Origin of the sequence: Streptomyces sp. NPDC012835 (assembly GCF_042900885.1) — a bacterium.
Classification (GTDB): Bacteria; Actinomycetota; Actinomycetes; order Streptomycetales; family Streptomycetaceae; genus Streptomyces.
This window is the reverse complement of sequence record NZ_JBIBBW010000001.1, coordinates 1,476,363-1,497,941: the sequence shown is the minus strand read 5'-3', so window position 1 is coordinate 1,497,941 and position 21,579 is coordinate 1,476,363. Positions and strand designations below refer to the sequence as shown.

Annotated in this window: 9 protein-coding genes; 3 read left to right on the top strand and 6 right to left on the bottom strand. The window is 68.8% G+C overall.

Annotated elements, in window-relative coordinates:
• Positions 1-35 precede the first annotated feature (35 nt).
• A complete protein-coding gene (locus tag ACFY6S_RS06145; RefSeq protein ID WP_388823367.1) occupies positions 36-584 on the top strand; it encodes an FHA domain-containing protein in 549 nt (182 codons plus the stop codon).
• A 242-nt stretch (positions 585-826) separates the two neighbouring features.
• Here ACFY6S_RS06145 and treY read toward each other — a convergent pair whose 3' ends face one another.
• Positions 827-3,184 carry a malto-oligosyltrehalose synthase gene (gene treY, locus ACFY6S_RS06140; RefSeq protein ID WP_388823365.1) on the bottom strand — a complete coding sequence of 786 codons (2,358 nt, stop codon included), beginning with the start codon at positions 3,182-3,184 and terminating at the stop codon, positions 827-829.
• A gap of 612 nt (positions 3,185-3,796) precedes the next feature.
• Between treY and ACFY6S_RS06135 the strand changes: the two genes are divergently transcribed.
• The gene (locus ACFY6S_RS06135; RefSeq protein ID WP_388823363.1) at positions 3,797-4,090 is read left to right on the top strand and encodes a hypothetical protein; all 294 of its coding nucleotides are present in this window, start codon (positions 3,797-3,799) and stop codon (positions 4,088-4,090) included.
• Positions 4,091-4,926: 836 nt separating this feature from the next.
• Here the strand turns inward: ACFY6S_RS06135 and ACFY6S_RS06130 are convergent.
• The 5 genes from ACFY6S_RS06130 to ACFY6S_RS06110 are packed head-to-tail and all read right to left on the bottom strand — an operon-like array spanning position 4,927 to position 20,332.
• A complete protein-coding gene (locus ACFY6S_RS06130; RefSeq protein ID WP_388823361.1) occupies positions 4,927-6,018 on the bottom strand; it encodes a hypothetical protein in 1,092 nt (363 codons plus the stop codon).
• A gap of 53 nt (positions 6,019-6,071) precedes the next feature.
• Positions 6,072-9,863, bottom strand: coding sequence for a hypothetical protein (locus ACFY6S_RS06125; RefSeq protein ID WP_388823359.1), 3,792 nt, complete (start codon positions 9,861-9,863; stop codon positions 6,072-6,074).
• Positions 9,856-12,477, bottom strand: coding sequence for a hypothetical protein (locus ACFY6S_RS06120; protein WP_388823357.1), 2,622 nt, complete (start codon positions 12,475-12,477; stop codon positions 9,856-9,858). The genes ACFY6S_RS06125 and ACFY6S_RS06120 overlap by 8 nt, the downstream gene beginning before the upstream one ends.
• On the bottom strand, positions 12,474-18,080 hold the full coding sequence (locus ACFY6S_RS06115; protein WP_388823355.1) for a DUF6603 domain-containing protein: 5,607 nt from the start codon (positions 18,078-18,080) through the stop codon (positions 12,474-12,476). The genes ACFY6S_RS06120 and ACFY6S_RS06115 overlap by 4 nt, the downstream gene beginning before the upstream one ends.
• Positions 18,081-18,088: 8 nt before the next feature.
• Positions 18,089-20,332 (bottom strand): hypothetical protein, encoded by a 2,244-nt coding sequence (locus ACFY6S_RS06110; protein WP_388823353.1) that lies wholly within the window; start codon positions 20,330-20,332, stop codon positions 18,089-18,091.
• Here ACFY6S_RS06110 and ACFY6S_RS06105 point away from each other — a divergent pair.
• Complete coding sequence (locus ACFY6S_RS06105; protein ID WP_388823351.1) at positions 20,316-20,948, top strand: transposase; 633 nt, start codon at positions 20,316-20,318, stop codon at positions 20,946-20,948. The genes ACFY6S_RS06110 and ACFY6S_RS06105 overlap by 17 nt on opposite strands.
• The last annotated feature ends 631 nt before the right edge of the window (positions 20,949-21,579 follow it).

Here is a 21,579-nt window from a genome sequence, read left to right as displayed (position 1 = left end):
GACACCTCCGGTCCCTCGGCAGGACAATCACGTCTGTGACGTCCTCCTTCGAGTCCCACACGTCCCCCGCGCGGCTCTCCGACGGCGAGCGGGACCGTGTCCTCGCGGTGCTCAGAGAGGGCGCGGCCCAGGGCAAGCTGTCGCACGACACCTTTCTGCGCCGGATGGATCTGGCGCTGGCCGCCCGCAGGGTCGAGCAGCTGCGGCCGCTCACCGCCGACCTGGAGTCCGAAGCGCCTTGGGCGCGGCGGGTGTTCGGCGCGGTCGGGCGCGTATCGGCGTTCTCGCAGCGGCTGCGCCGGGCCTGGGAGGCCGAGAAGCTCCCGAAACTGCTGCTGCCCCAGCCGGGCCCGTACCCGCTGCGCATAGGGCGCGATCCGCTGAACGGACTACGGCTCAGCCATGACACGGTCTCCCGGCTGCACGCCGAGCTGAGCATGCAGGGCGGGCTGTGGATCCTGCGCGACCTCGGCTCCACCAACGGCACGACGGTCAACGGCCGCCGGGTGACGACGACGGCCGTGGTGCGGGAGGGCGACCTGGTCGGCTTCGGGCAGATGAACTTCCGGCTCGCCACGGACTGAGCGCCCGGTGAGCCTCCGCTTCTCCGGCGGGTCCTGGACGGTCGACGGCCCGGCCCGCCGTCACAGGGTGGAGGGTCACGACGGCGGGCCGGGCGTTTCCGGCGTCCGGTGGGGGCCGGGCCGGAACCGGGGGCCGGCCCGCCGCCCGGTGGATCGGCGGGCCGGCCGGAGTGGCGGGCCGGAGATCAGTGGACCGAGCAGGAGGGGCCGGCGGCGCCTCCCGCCGAGCCGAACCGCCGCCCTCAGATCACGGTGAGCAGCGCCACCGGAAACGCCTCCAGCAGCTCTCCGAGCCGTACCGCGCCCGACATCTCACGCCCCGTCAGCACCTCCCGCCACCGCCCGGCGGGCAGCGGCAGCTCCGTCTCCCCCCAGCCACCGGCCCGCTCCAGCCCGTACGGGAGCCGGGTCGCGACCGTGACCACCCGGCCGGTGCGTGCGAAGGCCAGACAGTGCGCCGCCGCCGGGCCCACCGCGTGCAGCGGGGTGTACGTGCCCGACTCGCCGAAGACGCCGGGCTGTTCCCTGCGCAGCCGCAGGGCCGCCGTCGTGACCACCGTCCTGTCGTCCGGCGGGCCCGTCCTGAACGGCCGCCGGTTGTCCGGGTCCACGAGTGCGATGTACTCGCGCTCCGTGCCCTGGTAGAGGTCCGGCACCCCCGGCATGGTCAGCTGTACCAGCGCGGCGCCGAGCGCCCCCGCCCGTACGTGCGGCGCGAGCGCCCGGGTGAAAGCGGCGACCGTCCGCCGGGCCGGTCCCGCCGGGCCCGTCTCGACGAACTCCGTCACGGCGCGCTCGTACAGCGGGTCCGGCTCCGTCCAGCTGGTGTGCAGCCCGGCCTCCCGCACGGACTTCAGCAGCGCGGGCACCATCCGCCCGCCATCGGGCGGGAGGCCCTCCGAGGCCGGAGTGAAGCCCACCGCCGTCTGCCACGCCTGCCACGCCACCTGCGGGTCGGGGGCGGGCGCCCCGGCCGCCCCCGCCGCCTCGGCCACCTGGCCGAGCAGTTCGTCCCACCGCTCGGGGCACTGCGACAGGACGGCGATCCCGGCCCGCACGTCCGCGCTGCGCTTGGTGTCGTGCGTGGTCAGTACGGTCCCGGTGGCGGGCCAGTCGCGCGCCAGCCGGAGGCAGTACGCGTGGAAGCGCTCCGGCGACACCGAGGGGTGCCCCGGGTCCCCGCCCACCTCGTTGGCCGAGATCAGCGGCACGTACCGGTAGAACGCCGTGTCCTCCACCGACTTGGCGCGCAGCGCGGACGCCGTCTGCGCGAAGCGCGCGCAGAACGCCACATGGTCGGGGCCGGTACCGAGCCGGCCGAGCGCCAGCTCGCGCACCACGTCCACGGCGGCGGCCTCCCGCTCCACCGTGAACACCGCCTTCGCCTGCCGGACCGCCTCCTCGGGGACCGCCGCCTCGGCCGACTCCGGGCAGGGCCCGCCCGCGCGCGCGTACGGGCGGTAGACGGGCACCCGTACGAGCAGCTCCCTGATCGCCGTGCGCAGCGCCCAGGGCGCGTGGTCGCGCAGCGCGGGGTCCGCCGCGCAGACTCGCTCCGCCGTACGCACGAGGGCGGCGGTCTCGGCCGCCAGCTCATGGAAGATCACTTTGTACGCGGCCCTGCGCACGGTCCCCGCCCAGTAGCCGCCCCGGTCCCCGACCGGCGCCGCGATCTCGCGGTAGCGCCGCTCCAGCGCGGCGGCGCCCACCGGATCGGTGAACACCCCGTCGATGTGGCGCAGCGCGTCGTACCCGGTGGTGCCGGCGACCGGCCAGCCGGCGGGCAGCACCTCGTCGTCGGTGAGGATCTTCTCCACGACCGTCCAGCAGCCGCCCGTCGCCTCGCCCAGCCGGCGCAGATAGCCCTCGGGGTCGGCGAGCCCGTCCGGATGGTCCACGCGCAGCCCCTCGACCACTCCGTCCCGCACCAGTTCGAGGATCTTGGCATGGGTGGCGGCGAAGACCTCCGGGTCCTCCACCCGTACCCCGATGAGTTCGGAAATGGTGAAGAAACGGCGGTAGTTGAGCTCGGTGCGGGCCAACCGCCACCAGGCGAGCCGGTAGTGCTGGGCGTCGAGCAGCTCGGGCAGCGGAAGGTGTTCGGTCCCGGGGGCGAGCGGGAAGCGCAGCTCCTCGCCGTGGCGCAGCTCGCCGTCCTCGACCCGCAGCGCGCCCAGTTCGTCCCCGACCGGGGCCGGCAGCACCGGCAGCAGCACCTTGCCGCCACCCGCGGCCCAGTCGATGTCGAACCAGCGGGCGTACGGGGAGCCGGGCCCCTCGCGCAACACCTCCCACAGCGCCCTGTTGTGGCGGGGCGAGGCGGCCATGTGGTTGGGCACGATGTCCAGGACGATCCCGAGGCCGTACTCGCGGGCCCGGACCGCCAGGGCGCGCAGCCCCTCCTCGCCGCCCAGCTCGGCGCGTACGGCGCCGTGGTCGACCACGTCGTAGCCGTGTGTGGAACCGGGCACGGCTTCGAGAACGGGCGACAGGTGCAGATGGGAGACCCCGAGCGCGGCGAGATAGGGCACCGCGCGGGCGGCGGCCGAGAACGGGAAGTCCGGCTGGAGCTGGAGCCGGTAGGTGGCGGTGGGAGTCATACGATCGTACGTACCCCGGATAGCGGGTGATGCGCCATACGAGGGGGCCGAGTGCCTGCGGCCTGTCCACACCGGGCGTGGTCGTGTCCGGCGCCGTGCAGCCGAGCCGTTCGAAGGACGGGCCGGCCCGGCACCGCCCCCGTCGAGGCCCCCGGGCCCGGGGGTGCGGGGGCGCGTCACGGCACGTTTCCGCATGGAGGTGCTCCAATTCCGCTGGCTACTGCGGCGCTCGGGCCGCACGGGGCGAGAAAGACCTGGCCGCAGGCGGGAAGGCTGAGCGCAGAGCAGTGGACGATGCCGGCAACCGCTCAGTGACCGCGGGCCGCCGCCGCGGAACGGAAGGCGGCAGGGCGAGTCGGGCGGAATCCGTATCGACAGCACCGCTGCGGTGTCCGGCCGCCGCGACACATCGCCATCAGGAAGAACATCCCTCGAAAACGCTTTCGTTCATTCACCAGAACAGAAAGATTGAGGGAAGGGGACACCGGAAATGAAGGCTACGAAGGGTTCCGGAAACCGGGGGGCCGGGTGGGTTTCCCCCGCCAACCCAGGAATCCCATGCGTACCGGAACTCATATCGAGGATTCAGAGGACGTTGAGAGGACAATGAAAATGGCCGATTCGATCACCCTTGGCTCATGGACGATCCAGGAGGATGGCGACGGAGCCCTCAAATTCCAGAAAGGCGGCTCCTGGGCCCGGGTGACCACTTCCGGTGGCCTGGAGAGCAGTGGGGGGAATTTCATCAGTGATGGAGACACCGTGAAAATCTACGACGAGCAGCGGGACGCCTATCTCAATGGCACCCACTTCGGAGACGGCACCCATCCTTCCGGCTGGAAGGGTTGGGCGTTCTTCATGCATAACCCCGACGACGAGAGCAAGATGAAGATCTCCAAGGCGTAGTCACGTCCGCCGTCCCCGTCCGTCCACTCCGGCGGCATGGGTGAGCCTTTCTCTCACCCGTGCGTTCCTGTGGTCGTCGCACCGACCCTCGACGCCCGGCATCGCCGAACCCGACAGCCGGCCGCCCGAGACGCCCGGCCGGGAAACCCCAGCCGGGCGTCTCGCTGCCCTCTTGCCCCGCTCACGGCCGTCTCCCCGACCGAGATCCAGCTCCGGCGCACCGCTGGGGAGGCACCTGTGACGCGGACGCATCGGCGACCGAAACGGCGTGGCGTGCTCATCCTCGGGGGGAGGGCTTCTCCTCGCTCCGCTGTCGCCGGCCGTCCTCCTGGGGGAGGGGCGGTCCATACGACAGGCCGCCTCGGCCGCTCCGGAGGCCCACGCCACCCGGCAGCTCCATGCCGCGTCGGCCTTCTCGGTCCCCTCGGCCCCCTCCTCCCGGATGGATGCCGGGCGTTGCCAAGAAGCCGATCGACACAAATGTCAGCCGGACCGGGCGGAGGGAGCAGGATCTGATCCTGTATATGCAGGAGGGTGAGGGGTCGCTGTTCGAGCGGTTCTCCGACCCCGCGACGCGACGCTCAGCCCACTTCCGGGCGTCACAGGCGGGGGAGGTCAAGCAGTGTGTCGGCCCATGATCACGTCTGCCCCGGGACGGTACGGGCGCAGCAGCGCGAGGACATCATGAGCCGTGTGCGGCATTCTCAGCCGCCCTGACGAACACGGGCTGACGTCAGGGCGGCCGGAGATACACCGACGATCCGTCACCGCTCAGCGCCCCAGCTGTCGTGATCGTCGCTGTCGTGGTTGTCACTCTGTCGCCCGGGACGCCCTCCTCAAGGCGACTTGATCGTGAGAGTGCCGACCTGAGCGCTCTTCGCTGTGATAGAGCCGTCGCCGCCGTCACCCTTCTCGGTGACCTTGACGAGGTTGGTGTCGACCTCTCCCACCGTGATCGTGCTGGCGGTGATGGTGGTCGCCCCAGCGTGCAGCTTCTCCGCGGTCACGGCTCCGGCCCGCACACTGCCGCTGCCGACGTCGAGGCTGCTCCCGGTGACCGCGCCGTCCGAGCGCAGGGTCCCGCCGTGGACCTGGCCGCTCGTGCTGACCCCGGTGTCCAGGGTGACCGTTGCCGCCCCACCCGGCACATCGACCACTTGTAGGCCGGTGACCTGGGGGTTCTTAACGGTGACGGTGGTGGTCAGGTGGTAGTCGGTCTCAGCGATCGTGTACTGGACCTTGAAGGTGGTGTCCCGGTAGACCTTCCCCTTCCACTGGAAGTCCCCTTCCTGCTTCCCGACCGCACCGGAGCCGGCCGTGACCGCGTAGCCAAGGCCCTTCGGGCCGCTCCAGTTCAGGATCACCTCCTCGCCGGCCGCGACATCAGAGGTCACAGCACAGAAGTTGTTGACCGTGTAGGCCGGGATCGTCGGCGGCGGGAACTTGCTCACCGGGCAAGGCAGATAGCCCGGGGTGACCGGCCACGTGCCCAGTTCGGTACTCGCCCGCTCCCGGATCTCGACATGCGCGGTACCGGCCATCTTGCTGATGCGCAGACCTCTGAGGGTAATGGTGATGCCCGAACGGTCGACCCTCTCCTTCCCGCTTCTCGGCTGAGCCGAGAAGTGGGCGTAGTCGCCGGCGGGCAGCGCGATGAACACCCCCTTCTGAATCTCCTCGACCGTCCAGTCCTCAGCCTCTCCCTTGATGCTGTGCACCGAGTTTTCGACCAGGCTCTGCGCCAGATCGCCGTTGGGCAGCGAGAAGAGAATCTCCTGGCAGTAGACAGCGTCACCGCCGCCGTTGGAGACAACGATATGGAGGGTGGAGGGCGGGGTTTCGTCGTTCGCCCTCGCATAGAGGGGAAATGGATCGCTGAGGATCGCGTAGTCCAGTAGACACTGGCCAACAGTCGTCACGCTCGGCACGATGGCTCCTTCCGGAGGGCAGCAGAGGGGAGGGGCAGATCCGGAACACCCGGTCAGCTGAAACCACCAGTGAGCCGGAGGTACCCGGTACGGACGGTGGGACCGTCCTCGTCCAGCCGGGCGGTCTGGTCGATCTGGACGATCGGTTGGTGCGTCCAGCCGGGACCGGCGGAGCCGTCCTGGTCCACCTCGGTCGAAGCAGTGGTGTTCAGCGCCAGTTCGGACCAGTCCCAGTTGCCTTGGGGGGAGGTGGGGTGCGGCAGCGCCAGTTCGGTGACAAACCCGGGGTCGACGGCCGGCACCGACGCTTCCACCGCCGAACCCACTGCGGAGACCGGCCCGGCTGATCGTGCTGCGGCTGACCGACCGGGCTCCACCGCCTTCGCCTTGACCGGCACCCGGCGCGGTGCCGTCAGCACCGGGCTGAGCCGTAGCGCCACACTCATCGCGGACATCGCCGTCCGGGTGAAACGGCTGGGCAGCTGGAGGGTGCTGACCGGCAGCAGATCGGTGGTGGCGTGCACAGCGGCCTGCGGGTCCATCAGCAGGGTGAGATGGGTGCGCTGGGTGGAGTCGGCACGTAGCCGGGGCCAGTTGTCGCTGCCGATCTCGTGCACATATCCCACCGACGGGTGGGTGTCCGGGGTCGCCACCGAGTAGAACGTGGTGGAGTCGGCCTCGGAGAAGTAGCCGACCAGCCCGTCGCCCTGCTGTCCGGCGTTGCCGAGCCGCACCGGCCACTGGTAGTTCAGATGGTCCAGCTCCGCGGGGGCCTTTCCCTTGAGGGCCTGTACCCGCTGCCGCCAGTCGGTCAGCACCTTCCAGTCCAGGGCGTACTGCCATCCCGGATCGCTCACCGGTGGGCCGTCCAGCTCAAATCCCAACCGGGCGCGGACCAGGGCCAGCGGCCGACCGAGCAGATTGCCCAGCACATCGTCGCCGTAGGGGTTGCCCGGGTCGATTCCGGTCAGCGCCCGGCCGGTGCTGGAGAGCAGTTCAAGGAAGGCCGCCGGGCCCCGGGCCACCAGCTCGGCAGCGAAGGAGTACAGCCGGGGCCGAACATCCTTCAGGGCCGCGAGGGTGTGGTACGCCGAGTCCGGCAGCGGACCCCACCCGACCACGTTGGAGACCTCTTTGGTCGTCTGGTCGACGGCCAGCTGGAGGCGCAGCTCACCCAGCGGGGCGCCGGTCGGCGCGTAGCAGAGCAGGGCGCGGTCCACATAGCTGGGAACGATCCAGGCGCAGACCGGGGTGGTGTCGGCGGTCAGGTCCACCAGCTGTTCGTCGTTGTGTTCGTTGACGAAATCGAAGCGCAGCCGGGCGGGCTGGAGCAGCCGGGGTGCCAACTGGGCGAACCGGTCGTGCAGGTCCTTGTCCGCGTAGAGGTCGCCGGGCAGCATACTGGTGGCAACGACCGGGTGCCGGTTCAGCTGGTCACCGTTGAGCACGACGTCCAGGGTGCGGCCGAACTCGTCCACCACGCTCAGTCGGCTCAGGGCCAGCTGGCCGGCCCGGATCTGGGTGAAATCCGACGGCTGCCAGCCCTTGAAGGGCTCCGGCAGGGGCCCGGGGTTGGGAAGGTGCCCGTAGACGTCACCGACCAGCTCACCCATCCGGCCGGGCGGGCTGAGGTTGGGGGCACGGTCCCGGCAGGCGAGCGCGTCGGTCAGGCCGTCCAGGCTCTGGGAGAGCAGATCCAGGTCCTTGACCTGCGCCGCGGCGGCGGCGAACGCGTCGGGGGAGCCGACCGAGCGGTCGGCGGCGTACTTCCCGAGCTGGTTGCTCAGCGTGTACTGGGGCAGCGGCACCAGGAAGCGACGCCCGGCGGCGGTGTGCGGCTCGGCCGCCGTGCCCCGCACCCAGCGGTAGCTGCTGCCGTCGAACTCCCAGTTCGGCGCCGCGGCGCTGCCCTGTGGAACCGGCCAGTACGTCACCTCCCACTGGCAGAGCAGCGGCTTCCACGGCTGTCGCCAGGCAGGTGTCAGATGGACGTTGGCCGGGTCCAGCAGATAGCCGAACTCGCCCAGCAGGGCCGAGACGATCGTGGGCAGCCCCCCGCGTTGCAGGGCGTCGAACGGCCGGGGAAAGGGGTCGCCGGGCCGCACCCCGCCCAAGATGTCGGCGGGCAGTCGGCAGAGCAGCGTGCCGGCGCCTTCCAACGGGCGTTGCTTCTTCTGCTTGTTGGAGCCCGAGATGACCACCGTGGGGTCCGCCGGCTGCCAGAACGGCGGCAGCGCCTCCCGGCGCAGCTCATGGCCGGGGGGCAGGGTCAGCTGGTGCGCGGTGAGGTAGTCCTGGATGGACAGGGCGAGCGCCTTGGCGTCCGCACCGTGGGGGACCGCGTCCCGCAGTTTCTGTACAGCGGCCTGCTCCTCGGCCACCTTGGCGGCGAGTCCGGTGGGTTGCTCCGGGTCGATCTCGACGCGGAACTGCTCCCTGCTGTACTGCTGTGGGATGAGGGGCAGTCCATGCATCCACCACAGCGCGTAGAGCCGGCCCTGGAGCGCGGTCAGCTGCCGCGCCCGCGAGTCGTATTCGGTCTGGGCGGCGTTGAGCGCCGCCAGCAGCTGCTCCTCCTTGGCGGCGACACCGGACCAGGTGACCTCGTCGGGGTTGCCGGAGGTGTTGCCCTTGTCGGAGGTGTCCACCATCCGCCAGATGTAACCGCCGGGGTGCTGTTCGAACCAGCCCCGGTGCATGGCCTGCGCGGTCTCGATGCCACCGTCCTTGCCGTCCAGCGTGTCCAGCAGGCCGCGGCCGAGGGCGTGCAGCAGGACGGGGTCGGCCCGCCCCGCCGAGCTCTGGGCACCCGGGGCGCTGCCTGCGGCGCTCTCCGCATCCGTGGCCCGCGCCGACTGCTCGGTGCGGCTCCGGAGCCGGTGCAGGCCCTCGCTCAGCAACGCAGCGGACGCCTCGTCGGCGCTGCTGCCGAACGCGAAGGGCACCGAGTCCCGGTCGTGGTCCAGGACCGGCCGGTCCGAGTCGGGCGCCTCTCCCTTCCGGTCCCAGGCCACCGCGCGAGTCAGCCCGCAGTAGGCCGTGGCCTCCGGCGTCCAGCCGTGCGGCAGCTGGTCGACCTTCCAGTCCAGTCCCGCCAGCACCTTCTCCAGGGTCGCGCCGCCGAGGCCCAGCCGGCGGCGCAGTTCCTCCTGCGCGGGGTCGGAGTGCCAGCCGATCACCTGGTAGCTGATGGTGCCGGTGTCCAGGCCGGCGAGGTCGTCATGGAGTGAGAACACGTCCTGGTGGTACGGCTGGAAGGCGTGGAAGGTCATCAGTCCCGGGCCGACCGCCGTGAGGAAGAGCTCCTTGCGCTCGGGACCGGTCGGCTCGCTCCAGCCGGTGGAGCCGGCGATGTCCTGACGGCGTCCCAGCTGGGTGAGGGTCAACGAGGAGCGGTACGGGGTGACCGTCGGGTCCGTCACGCCGGGCCGGATCGGGTGGATGGTCCGGGAGGTGCCTAGTTCCGCGTCCAGATAGTCGCTCTCCACGACCCAGCCGGCCACACTGTCCGCGCTGCCACCGATGCCCTTCACATGGCGGACGACCAGCCAGCGGTTGGGCACCAAGGGGAACTCGGTACGTCCACCCGGCTCGCGCGGGGCGCCGTGCCGCAGGGCCTCGGGAACCTCCCAGCGCACATAGACACCGTCGTTCTTCTCGTCCAGGCTCCAGTCCCACTGGTCGTTGCTGAACGGGTCGGGCTCCGGGGTCTGGTAGTGGCGCAGCAGGTTGAAGTTCGGCTGCCAGCGGCGGAAGCCCTTCCCGCCCTCCTCCCGTACGTGGTAGTTGACCACCAGGGCGTCCACCTGTACCGGGACGATCAGTAGCTTGTCGCTGTCAGTCATGGGGGTGTGCTCCCGTCGTCTGGACGCTCTCCCGCGTGGCGGCCCGGAAGGTACGGCGCTGTGCTGCGTTGATCATCTGGATGGCGAAGTCGCTGGCGGTGATCGCGTCGCCGGTCAACTCGCCCTGGTTTTTCAGCTCGCCGGCGATGCCGGCTGCCAGGTCCGCGATCCGGAACACGTGGTCCGGTACGCCAGGGCCGGCCGGGCGGAGAAAGCCCTGGAGCCCCGGCGTGCGGGGGAAGCGCACCTGCTCGCCGATCTCCTGTCCGATGGTGCCCTTCAGCCTGCGCAGCCGGATGATGCCGTCCGCCACCGGGTCGTCCGAGGTGCCGCCCTCCGGCTCGTCGATCCCAAAGTGCACGCCCTGCTGTGGTTCGGCGATCTCCACCCGCGCCGGCACGCCCTCGACCAGCACCAGCAGCACATCGGCGGCGAGGGTCTCCCGGCGGAGGACCGGCAGTACGATCTCCCCACCGGTCTCCTCCACGTTGGGGTACGGGCGGATCTCCAGGGCGGGCCAGCCGGTCACCAGCTCCGAGCGGATCAGCAGACCGGTGAGCGGCTGGTCGGGCACCGGCAGCGGGGCCTGGCCCTTGGGCCCGAACAGCAGGTCGTCCACCACCAGATCGAAGTCATGGGCGAGCCCGACGCTGAGCGCGCCCTCCACCAGGGTCTCCGTCCAGTCGGAGTCCACATGGAAGAACCGCAGGCTCTCCGGTGGCAGCATCCGGTTGTCGGGAACCAGGTGGGCGAAGGGGACTCCGGTCAGATTCCGGAGCTTGATCAGCCAGTTCCGCACCGCGGTGAGGTCCTGGTCGGGCTGCTCCTCGGGCTGTTCTTCATCGATCGCGGTGGGGGCGGGTGGGGCAGCCCGTGCCAGTGCGGGTGCGGGTAGGAAGGTCGTCCCGGTCAGACCGGTGAGCGCCGCGCCCAGTCGCTCCCGCAACGCGGGCTCGGTCCGGAGCCGTTGCACGGTGAGGCTCGCCGCGGCGGGCAGCCTGGTCGCAGCGGCCGCCGGGGTCACCAGCGGCGTGGGAGTGGCAGCGGTCGATGTCCGGGACCGGCCACCGGCCCCGGAGAGCCTGCCGGGGGGCACGTCCGCCGGAGCGGCCAGGGCAGGAGCGAGCCGGTCGCCGAGCCCCTCGGCCACCAACTGTTCCAGCCGGGCTCTTGCACCCCCCGGCAGCAGCCGGACCGGCTCCGGCGACCGAACGACGGTTCCGGCCTCAGCAGTGCGGGTGCCGGTTGCGACGGTGTCGGTGCCGGTGTTTTCGGCGTCGGTGTCCGTGGCCGAGCGGTAGGCGGCAGGGGACAGACCCGACTCGTCCGAATTGGTCAGCGCCTCACGGGCCTTGGCGCGCAGCCTCAACTGCGCTGCGGCAAAGGCGTGGTCGGCGAGTGCGACGCCCCGGCCGGCGGTGAACGCCACGGCGAGACTGACGTCAAAGATGCCGTACTGCTCCAGATGGATCAGCGCCTCGGCGGCACAGCGACGGCGGTCCCGGTCAGTCCTCGACTGGGCCGGAACGGGGATGAACGGGCCGCGGTACCAGCCGTAGGTGGAACGGCCCGCCTCGGTACGGCAGGAGAGCGGCAGATAGCCGCCCGCCAGCCGCTTCACCACTTCCTGCTGCTCAGCGCCGGCCACCCGCCGGTCACCCGTCGGCACCTTCAGCAGCAGTCCGGTGCCGCCCGGACCCTGGGTGTCGACGAAGTTCTCGGTGAGCGCCGCGAAACCGGGCGAGTGGTCGGGCAGCGACTCAAAGGCCCATGACCAGAGCGAGACCAGCCGCACTTTTCCCTCCGCGCCCTGATCATGGGGCTGCTGCCCATCGGTCGGCAGATGCTTCAGCCAGCCCTCCAGCGAGACCAGGTGGGCCACGTAGCGCCCACCGAGTGCGCGCGGCAGCCGGTTGCCGACCACCACCGCGTAGTCGCCGATCGCGATCAGGTCAAGGTCGTCGCGGGCCTTCTGGTGCTGCTCGTTGACCCGGCGAACATGGGTCAGCAGCGGCAGCTCCCGCTGGGTGGGCGCGACCGCCCGGAAGGTGGCCTCGGAGACCAGGACCGTCCGGCAGACCGTTTCCTTGTCCTCCTCGGGGATCGGGCTGCCGACGGTGTCAAACGGTGGCAGGGTCACCCCCGCCTCGGAGCCGAGCAGTTGGGTCACCGTGCGCGGCTCGGTCTGACCGAGACAGTGCGGGTCGTTCTCCAGCTCCTTCTCGCCGAAGACCAGCAGCGCCAGCCACGGCAGCCGCGAGCCGTCGTCGAGCAGGTGTGAGGCGTCGTCCCGCTCCCATGGCAGGGTCTGCCGGTGCAGGGTCACATGGGGCAGCACGGCGGAGTAGAGCCCGGTGGCCCCGTCCGGCGGGTACTCGCCGTGGATCCACTCCGGCTGGACGCCGAACCGCGGGGCGCGCACCTCCAGCTGCTGGGTCACCGCCGACGAGCCGGCCGGCAGATAGCCCTGGTCCACCGGGTTCTTGCTGGTGTCGACCAGGGTCTGCTGAGCGGTGAGCACATAGTGGCCGGCGGCGAGCGCCGGCACCATCGAGTCGATGAAGTGCACCTCAAGCGGCGGGTCGGTCTTCTCGACGGACTCGATATGGCTCATGCCCGGTCCCCCTCCTTCTGCGTAGTGTCCCCGGCGGCTGCTGCGCTGGGGAGCGGGCCGGGTGGTGCCTGGGTGACCGTCAGCGCCAACGGCAGGTCGGTCATGGTCAGCTGGACCGGCAGCCGGACCGGTGGGTCGGCCACCGTGTCGACCAGTTGGATGTCCTTCGAGGCGGCCAGCGCCACGAAGAGCCGGTCGCTCTCCGGCGCGACCGCCAGGGCGATCGGCTGCGGGCCGATCCACAGGGGTTCACCCCACTCGATGGGGGTCGCGCCGGAGACGTCGAACACCGACACCGTGCCGGGCACCCGGTTGGCCACATAGAGCCGCTTCCCGTCCGGGGACGCGGCCAGCGCGCTGGGATCGCTCTCGGTGGGGAGGGTGGCCACCACGCCCTTGCCGTCGGCGTCGGGATCCACCACCGAGACCGTCGCGTGGCCCTCGTTGATCACATACAGCCAACGGCCCCGGGGGTCGGCGACCAGCCGGGTGGGTTGGGGACCGGCGTTCAGGAGCTTGCGGCTCGGTTGGGGATTGTCCACCTGGGTGACGTCGACGGGCAGCAGCTGCCCCTTCGCCGGCAGGGCCACGTACACCCACTTCTTCTCCGCCGACCACCAGTGACCTGTGCCCGGCACCACCCCGTAGGGGATTTCGCCGCCCATCGACACGTCGTGCCGGCTGACCTGACCGGTCGGGTTGAACACCGGCATCTGATCGGATTCCGCGAAGGTCAGAAACGCCCGGTCGCTGTCCGGGGAGATGGCCACCGACCGGGGCCGCGGCGGCACCCAGGTTTCCATCTTCACCGGGGTCGCCTTCGTCGGCGGTCCGGCAGAGATGTCCATCACCTCGGGATGCTGACTGCCGCTGGGGCCACAGGTCCAGCGCCCGTCGGGGCTTGCCGCCAGGTCCAGCGGGGCCGATTGGCCGGCCGCCGAAACAGCCGCGGTGGAGACCGTGAGGCTGTGAATATCGACCGGGGTGAGCGTGTTGGTGGCGCCCAGCACATAGAGCCGTGGCCCGGTGGGGGTGGGCTTGCCGTGGAGCACCGGTGTTTTGGCCGTGAGGTCGCCCGCGACCAGCGGATCGTCCGGCTGCATGGCCTCGTTGGTGCCGGGACTGACCTCCAGGTAGTCCATCGCCTGGAACAGCCGGTCCCGGGCCCAGCCCACCGACTCACCGGAGACCGCGAGCGCGGCCCGGCTCAACAGCGCCCGATCCGTCTGCTCGGTACGTTCCGTCCGTTCGGTGCGCTCGGCGCCGCCGGCCGTGGGGGTGGCGGGGGTCCGCGGCCCGGTCGGGGCCGGCTGCCCAGGGGTGGCAGGCGCGGTCCGCTCCGCTCGCGGTCCGGCGTCGGTGTCTCCCGGCACGAGGGACGCCTTGAGCGGCAGGATCCCGTCCGGCTTGCGGTCGTCGTTGCGGAGGGTGCCGGCCGCGACCGGCCCCGGGGAGCTGCCCTCGGTGGGCTTCGGTAGGTGTAGGTCAACCCCGGTGAGCTGGTTGTCCACCTGCTGGGCGCTGGTGACGTTCAGGGTGCCGTCGTTCGGGCCCCACAGGGCCGCGGGCAGGCTGCTGGTGATGGGCAGGGCGGTCCAGGTGCTGAGATCCGCCTCCTCGGCGCCCTTGGCCAGGGAGAGGATGAACGTCGACGTCAGGTTCTTGCCGGCCTTGCCCAGGGGCCGGAGGTTCACCTGCCGGCCGGGCACCGACCGGGCGCTCTTGGTGCCCAGCCGCAAGGTGGTGACCGGGACGGTGGTGCGCAGGGCGAACGAGAACGCCCCCGGGCCGATCACCCAGAGCTCGGTGGCCTTGGACTTGACCGGGATCAGCCCCGCGGTGACGGCCAGCCGCACCGCCGTCTTTGAATCGGCCGGCAGCTGTCGGCGCACATCCGACCAGACGCCGGTCCGCTCCCCCGAGGTGTCCGCGCCGAAGGAGACCGTGAACTTGATGAACCACAGATGGACGGTGACCGTGCCGGCGGTCGGCGGCCCCCACAGCTGGAGGTCCGCGCCGACCTCCACCCGGATCGTCTCCCGGACCAGCCAGAGGTCCAGCACAAAGCTGACGCCGATGCTGATTCCGATGCCCACGTCAAACCGGAAGGGGGCCCACTCGATCAGCATGTCCGCGTGCGCGGTCAGCCAGGCGTGCAGATCACCCGAGCGGTAGTTCACCTCCAGCGCGCCACCGGCCATGATCGCGCCGGGAGTGAGCGCGAAGTACGCGCCGCCGCTGATCGTCAGCTCCGAGGTGACCGGCCAGGAGAAGCCCAGCCTGGGCACCGCCGGGTAGTGCTTCGGCACCGGATAGCGGGGGTGGTATCCGCCGAGGGTGAGCACAAAGTCCCCGGCATGGGTGTCGTCCAGCCACACATAGAGGGCGAACCCACCGGTGAGCACACACGCCTCGTCGATCACATACGAGCCCGGCGCCAGCTGTGCGGTCAGCTTCAGCACCCCCTCGCTGGCCCGGTACTTGACCGACATACCGAGCCGGGCCTGCGCATATGCCGTGCTGCCCTGTTGCGGGAACCGGGCCTCCGCCGTGCCCAGCACCGCCACCGCGAAGTCGTCTCCGACCTCCAGCACCAGCAGCGCCTGACACTTCAGGAACTCGAACACGGTGAACGTCAGGCCGGCGGCGAACCACATCTGCCCCACGTCCGGCCGCACCCAGGGGTCTTTGCCGGTCATCAGCCCATCGAGCAGGACCATCGGATCGTCGCCCGGTTTGATGGTGTCCAGGTCCTTCAGGAACGGGAAGTCCAACACCTTGTTGGCCTCCGGCACCCGCAGGGAGGTGTTGTAGCCGAAGCCGGCCATGATGCCGGTGACATCCACCGGCGGCGGACCGCCGAACTGGCCGGTCACCTTGCCGAAGAGGAACATCGAGGGCTGGTCCGGGCCGGTCCTCGGCCGGGAGTAGGCGCCCAGCGCGGTCAGCCCGAAGCCCTTCACCGAGATCACCAGCGCGCCTTCGACCAGCACCGCGTAGGTGCCGTCGGGGCGGTTGACCAGCGCACCCATGATGGTCAGCGGCGGCCGGTCGTAGCCGGCGCTCAGCCCGTCCAGCGTGAAAGCGACACTGCCACCGTCCAGCGACACCCCGATGCCGAGCCCCTCCACTCCGAGGGTCAGGCCGGCCATGCCCAACGAGGCGTCGAACAGTACCCAGATCTTGTTGTCGGCGTAGCTCACCCCGACCCGGCGCAGCCGCAGCGGGCCGACGGACCGCTGGACGTTCACCCAGGCCACCAGGGGTGGCGCGCCGCCTCCCGCGGCAGGGCTGGTGGGGGTGGGGCTGGTAGGGGCGCCGGCTGTGGGGGTGCCCTGGGCGGCCCGGGCTAGCTCGGTTGAGCTGAGCACCACACCCTCTACCACCTCACCGGGGCCGCCGTCCGCGCCGGCCCCGGCTCTCTGGGGCGTGGACGCGGTCGGACTGTCGGCCCCTGTATGGGTGGCCGGTGTGCCGGCGGTCGTCGTGCCCTCGGCCTCGGCAGCCGTACTGAGCTGCTTGGTTCCTCCGCCGCTCTTGACCATCAGTGAGGTTGGCGCCGTGGCCCCTGGCAGTTGAACGTTCACGGTGAAGGCAACCCCCTTGGCCATGCCCTCGGCCGGAAGTTGCGGCGGGGCCCAGTCGACCGCGGCCAGTGCCTGGTTGAACTCGCCCATCCGCTGGGTGGTCAGCGGCCCGGAGGCGTACAGCACCCCCAGTCCCCGTACCCCGATGTCGTCCCCGGCCGGGATCTGGCCCCTGAGCAGCGGCACCTGCGACAGACTCGCGTTCAGCCCCAGGGCGGCACACATCACCCACTCCCGCGGACCCTCCTTGGGCCGTACGGAGGCAACCACCAGCGATCCATTGTGGTCCTTCTCGTGCACCGCAAACACAAACGACTTACGGGTGGACGAGTACCCGATGGCCACCTTGTCGATGGCGCCCAGCCGGCCGAGGAAGTCGACAACGGGGGTCTCCTGCACGCCCAGCAGCTCCGCCAGGTCCTTGAAGGTCACCCCCTGGGAATCGGTCAGGAGGGCGGTGAACTCGGCGTTCTGGACGTCCTTCAGGGTGAAGGCCAGCAGCCGTGGTTCGCCGGTCCGCCTGGGCACCGACAGCACCAGACGGCCGGTGTAGGTCTGGTCGTAACCGGTGTTGCCCTCGCCCTTCTTCGTCAGGGCCACCTCCAGCCCGAGGGCAACCGTGATGTCGCCCAGGCGGACCGTCGCCCTGACGTCGAGGCCGAACTGGGCGGTCTTGCTGTGGTAGCTGATCCCCAGCAGTTCGACGGTGGCGTCGGCGAGCACCGGCGGCGGGGTGATCCCGAAGATCCGGAAGATCTCGGCGGGCTTGACCTCCTGGGCCGTGGCGTACAGCTGCCAGCCACCCTCGGTCGACCAGGCGCCGCCCACCTGCACGGTGGTGCTGTCGCCCAGCTGCCACACCGCGTCGAGGGACGCCTCCGTGGAGGTGCCCTGTTTGTTCACCGTCAGTACGACATCCGACAGCTTGATGCTGTCGGTGATCTCCAGCGCGTCGTCCAGGACCAGGCTGAGACCGTAGCCGGCGGACGCGCCGCCGAACTCGCCGTGCAGCGAGAGTTCACTTACCGTCAGCCCGGTCTTGGCCGGGAAGTCGGGGAAGTGCTTCTTCAGCAGCGGCTCCACCTTGACCGGGCGCAGCAGGGAGCCGCTCACCTCGACCCGCTGGTCCTGCCAGCTGATTTCGGCGCCGATGAGGACACCGTCCGCCAGCTCGACTGTGCCACCGATCAGCGCCTGGAGCCTGGGCGAGCCGAACGGCTGGATCACGCCGAACTCCGCGTGCGCGTCCACCACGGTGAGGCCGTCGCAGATCGTCCAGGGCTTCTCGACGCCGACCCGCAGCCATACGGACTGGATGAAGCCCGCCGTGCGGAACTTGCCGGGCGCGGCGAAGGTGATCACCAGATCCGTCAGCGCCAGTCCACCCGCCACCGTGGCCAGCGCCGGCGGCAGGGTGAAGGCTGATTCCGAGGTCTGTTTGGCGAAGGACTTGAGGTCGTCGATCTTGGGCACTGCCACCGGGAGGAAACTGCCGGACAGGCTCCATGCCTGGGCGGGGTCCAGCGGCAGGTATCCCCATAGATAGGGCCTGGTGTCCCCGCCGCCGGGATGGAAGTCCAGTTCCACACCGAACCCGATCCGGGCCATCGGATCCCCGGTCGGGCCCGGCTCGATCCCCAGCACCAGGTGCACGGCGGAGATGCCCAGGGAAGAGACCGCCTTGAGTAGGTCAAACGCCGGTTTCAGCTCTTCGGGAAGTCCCGTGACGTCCTTGAGTACAACATCCGCCCGTACCCCGGCCACCTCGTTCCCGCCCGGACTGGTGAGGAAGCTGACCTTCCCCGGGGCCATCGCCCGGCCGGTCAGCTCGATCCGTCCGGCGACCTCGAGCCGTTCATGGTCGGCGGTGGCCTCCATGACCCGCAGCACACCATCCGGAAGGTGCTGGGCGAACGCATCTGCCGCCGAGCCGAGTTGAAGGGCCTGGGGGGCGATCGCCAGCATGCCGTGCGGAAGCACGAGCTGATCCAGCAGGGTACTGACCGACAGCCTCATCGCAGTCCTCACTCGTACCACAGCTCATAGCCGCCGTTGTCGTCCAGGAGCAGATGCCAGTCCGCCCCTTCTCCTTGAAGAGGTGGATTAGAGACGGGCGCGGCCCGCGAGAGATCCCCGGCCGATGGGATCAACGACGTACACAGAGCGGTATTCGTGGATTGATGGCACAACGCAAAGCCACTCTTCCCCTTCCCGCCGTCCTTCCAGAAAACGAAGTGGTGGTTCAGGAACGGAGCGATCTTCACTCCTGTGGTGATATTAGGTTTTTTCGCGGGATCGATGGTGGGCACTTTGTCCGGGGAACCCCACGCCTCCCCCCACGCCTTACGGATGGCATCCATATGGCCGGACCGCGGGATGTGGTAGTTCTTCTTCCCGGAACTGATGAACAGGCCGGTGGGTTTGAGGAGCTTGACCCAGTCCGACGAGGTTGATGTCTCACTCCCGTGATGCCCGCACTTCAGCCAACGATCCTTCGCGCCCTGGAGGAACGGGTCCTTCTCGTAGCGGATCTTCAACAGATACTCAACTGTCATGACGGCGTCGGCCATCAACCACACCTCCTGGGCCACCGTTTTTCCCTTGAGCACAAAGACCATGCTGCTTCCGTTGGCCCAACCGATCTTGGCTTTCGCCTCCCATGGGCGACGTGTGTCCGCGCGGTATTTCGTCAGTAATTCCTCGACGTAGGTGGCGTAGATCTGCCCGGCGGCCAGGTCCTGCATTTCCTTTCCTTTTGGGTCCAGGTCAGGGTAGAGCGACATTACTGGAGCGAGTGATCTCTTCCATTCAAACCACTCCGCTTCGGGGAAATGCTGGTTGTAATCAAGGACACCCTGATTGTATTTCATGACCGCGATGTTGTAATCGATGACCAGTCGGTTGTACTCGACCGGATCCTTCACCGGCAGCACATCAGGCACTGTGAGATGGTGATTTTTATCCTTCGTCTTGTTGTAATCGTCCGCGTCCTTGTTTCCCTTCTCCATCGACGGATTTCCGATATTCTTGACGCGATCGTTTCCTTCGGTTCGAAACGTTGAAATCAAAGCGATAGTCTTGTCCAGGTCATCCTGTCGTTGCTTTGGGGAAAGATTTTTCAGATATTCATTAGCGATCTCCTGGACGGCCCGCGTCTCCAGGTAGTCATCGTATTCGAATCCTTCTCGAGTAACCGGTCGAGTTTTCATCTGGGCAATGCGCCCCAGACGCTCGTTCTCCAGGGACTTATCTTTTACGTATGCGTCACCAAGCTTTCGGTGGGCTTCCGCGTCGAACCAGGCCGCCCGTTTCGTCTCTTCGTCCTGAGCGATTCTCGCCGAGAGGATGAGCCAGCGGGGCGGCAGTGCGCCAGAGTTTTTTGCTGCCACAACAGCAGCGGCAAGCACTCTATCTGGATCCGAGATCTTGGTCAGATAATCCTTGCCGTAATTCTCATTGACCACGTTCAGGCAATACAGGTCCAGTTCATCGCCTTGGAGTTTTTTCCCCTCTCCCTTCTCTTTCAGATCAATGATTCTCTGCTGAATAGCGAAGATCTGGTCTGCCGGGGCCGGTACACTTCCATCCAGCTTCATCCTCTTTCCCGGGTGCTCCAGCCGGTCACCGTCCGCCATGTCCTTCCTTTTCTGCCCTGGACGCCACTCATCGGGATGCGGCCCATAGGGTTGGCAGCTCACAAAGTAAAGATTCGGGTCGGTTGTGTCGAAAAGCGGAACGGGGTCCGTCGGGGACTGCATCCGTACCGGAGGTTTCACCAACTTATGCTTCGTAGGATGATCCGGGCAGACCGTGTACCCTGGATTATCACTCAATAGATTCGTAATGTAATCCCCCCTTCCTTCGCGATAGTTCTCCACGTCGCACGAGTACCACACATTTCGAATTTCGTACTGCAGCTTATTGGTCTTCGATTCCTTCTCCTGATGACAGATGATGTCCTGAATGAGATTGAAATGATCCTGATCCGGATGGCTGATCAGAAGGTAGTTCAGAACGTCGCCATTCTCCTTGAGGCGCTCGGCGATTTGATTCCGGAGATACTCTGCCAGCACTTCCTTTTCTTTCTTCTTCCTGGCCCCCGGATCCTTCTTTCCGGGGGCCATATTCCCGGCAGAGAGCGTTCCGCAGTCCAGCAGGACCGTCCACAGTGACTTCCCTCTGCTGCCGGCCCCGGCACCTTTTTCATAGCAGTGCAGGAAGGTGCAGTCCCCCTGGCCGACATTGAAGAAGATGACCTCGACCGGCATGTGTCGCCTTCCGATTCGGAGAAGGAAAACTGGCTACCGCATCCACCGCCCGTGCGAGAGAACAGCGAACGCTGCGCAGGATCCTAGGGAGCGCGGTGTGTTGTTTGCCGACAACGACATGTTTTGGCTGAGATGTGCAGCCCACGCGTGTCTCATGCGGCTTGAGTCGTTATGGCACATTGTGACGATCATCGAACGACTCGTGCCCGACCTCCTGTGGGAGCTGGCACACCAGCTGATCCCGCCGCCCCCGCCCAGGCCGCAGGGGGGTGGCCGGCGCCGGACGGACGACCGGGCGGTACTGGCGGCGATCGTCTTCATCACGACGACCAGCTGCGCGTGGCGGGAGCTGCCGACGTGTTTCGGTACGTCATGGCAGACCGCACACCGCCGCTTCACCGAGTGGAGCGCCGCCGGGCTCTGGTCACGACTGCACCATGCAACCCGCACCGCGCCGGGTGCCACACCAGGGGACGGCCCTTCGGGCGACCTTTGGACGGAGACCGTCGTGGCATCCCTGCGGAGCCGGGCCCGGGGAGAGCTAGGTCACCCGCTCCCGCTCGGGCCGCCGGCTGTTTCCGAGGAATCGACCGATGCTGGACGGCAGCGGCGGTGACGGGCTGAGCAACGGGATGAGCGTCGCCAAACGAGACAGCCCTCCCATGACGCTTTCTGGCCATAGTGTGAGGAACTGCTGCCACATGGTGCTCAGTACCCTGGGGCGCTCCTCTGACGCGTCGGCCATGCACGGAGACGGCGGGCGGGGGCAACGTGGCAGGCCCACCCCGCCACGGGGGACCGCGCCTCCGGAATGGGAAACCGTCCGACCGGCGGGTAGTTGCTCCCCCGGGAATGCCCGCGCGGGGCGTATCGCACCCGTCGGCGGCGGCAGGCTGCCGGCTCGCATGGTGAGCTGACGCGCACGCCGACCGCCATCGGCGCCGGTGAAGCGGGTCTGCGCCGGCCGACGGATCCCGTGGTTCCCCCCGGCCGGTACGGACCGTGGCCAAGGGCTGTCCCGTCATGCCCGGCGGGCGCGCGACGACAGCTACGGCACCTCGCCGCGTTGCCGGAACATCCGCGTACATCCAGTATGCGGACGCTCCTCCGCCGTGCGATGCACCGCATCTGACGCCGCGCGCTGATCCACCAGGCATGACGGGACAGCCCTCAGTCGTCAGACCGCTGACTCGGATCTATTTCTGGCAGGTCGACGACTTCGTCTGTCCCCGCCTTGGCACACCACA

What these genes read in the sequence shown, in the direction of transcription:
- treY (WP_388823365.1), bottom strand. Translation starts at nt 3,184, where the DNA reads ATGACTCCCACCGCCACCTACCGGCTCCAGCTCCAGCCGGACTTCCCG.
- ACFY6S_RS06135 (WP_388823363.1), top strand. Translation starts at nt 3,797, where the DNA reads ATGGCCGATTCGATCACCCTTGGCTCATGGACGATCCAGGAGGATGGC.
- ACFY6S_RS06125 (WP_388823359.1), bottom strand. Translation starts at nt 9,863, where the DNA reads ATGACTGACAGCGACAAGCTACTGATCGTCCCGGTACAGGTGGACGCC.
- ACFY6S_RS06120 (WP_388823357.1), bottom strand. Translation starts at nt 12,477, where the DNA reads ATGAGCCATATCGAGTCCGTCGAGAAGACCGACCCGCCGCTTGAGGTG.
- ACFY6S_RS06115 (WP_388823355.1), bottom strand. Translation starts at nt 18,080, where the DNA reads ATGAGGCTGTCGGTCAGTACCCTGCTGGATCAGCTCGTGCTTCCGCAC.
- ACFY6S_RS06105 (WP_388823351.1), top strand. Translation starts at nt 20,316, where the DNA reads ATGACCTCGACCGGCATGTGTCGCCTTCCGATTCGGAGAAGGAAAACT.
- ACFY6S_RS06110 (WP_388823353.1), bottom strand. Translation starts at nt 20,332, where the DNA reads ATGCCGGTCGAGGTCATCTTCTTCAATGTCGGCCAGGGGGACTGCACC.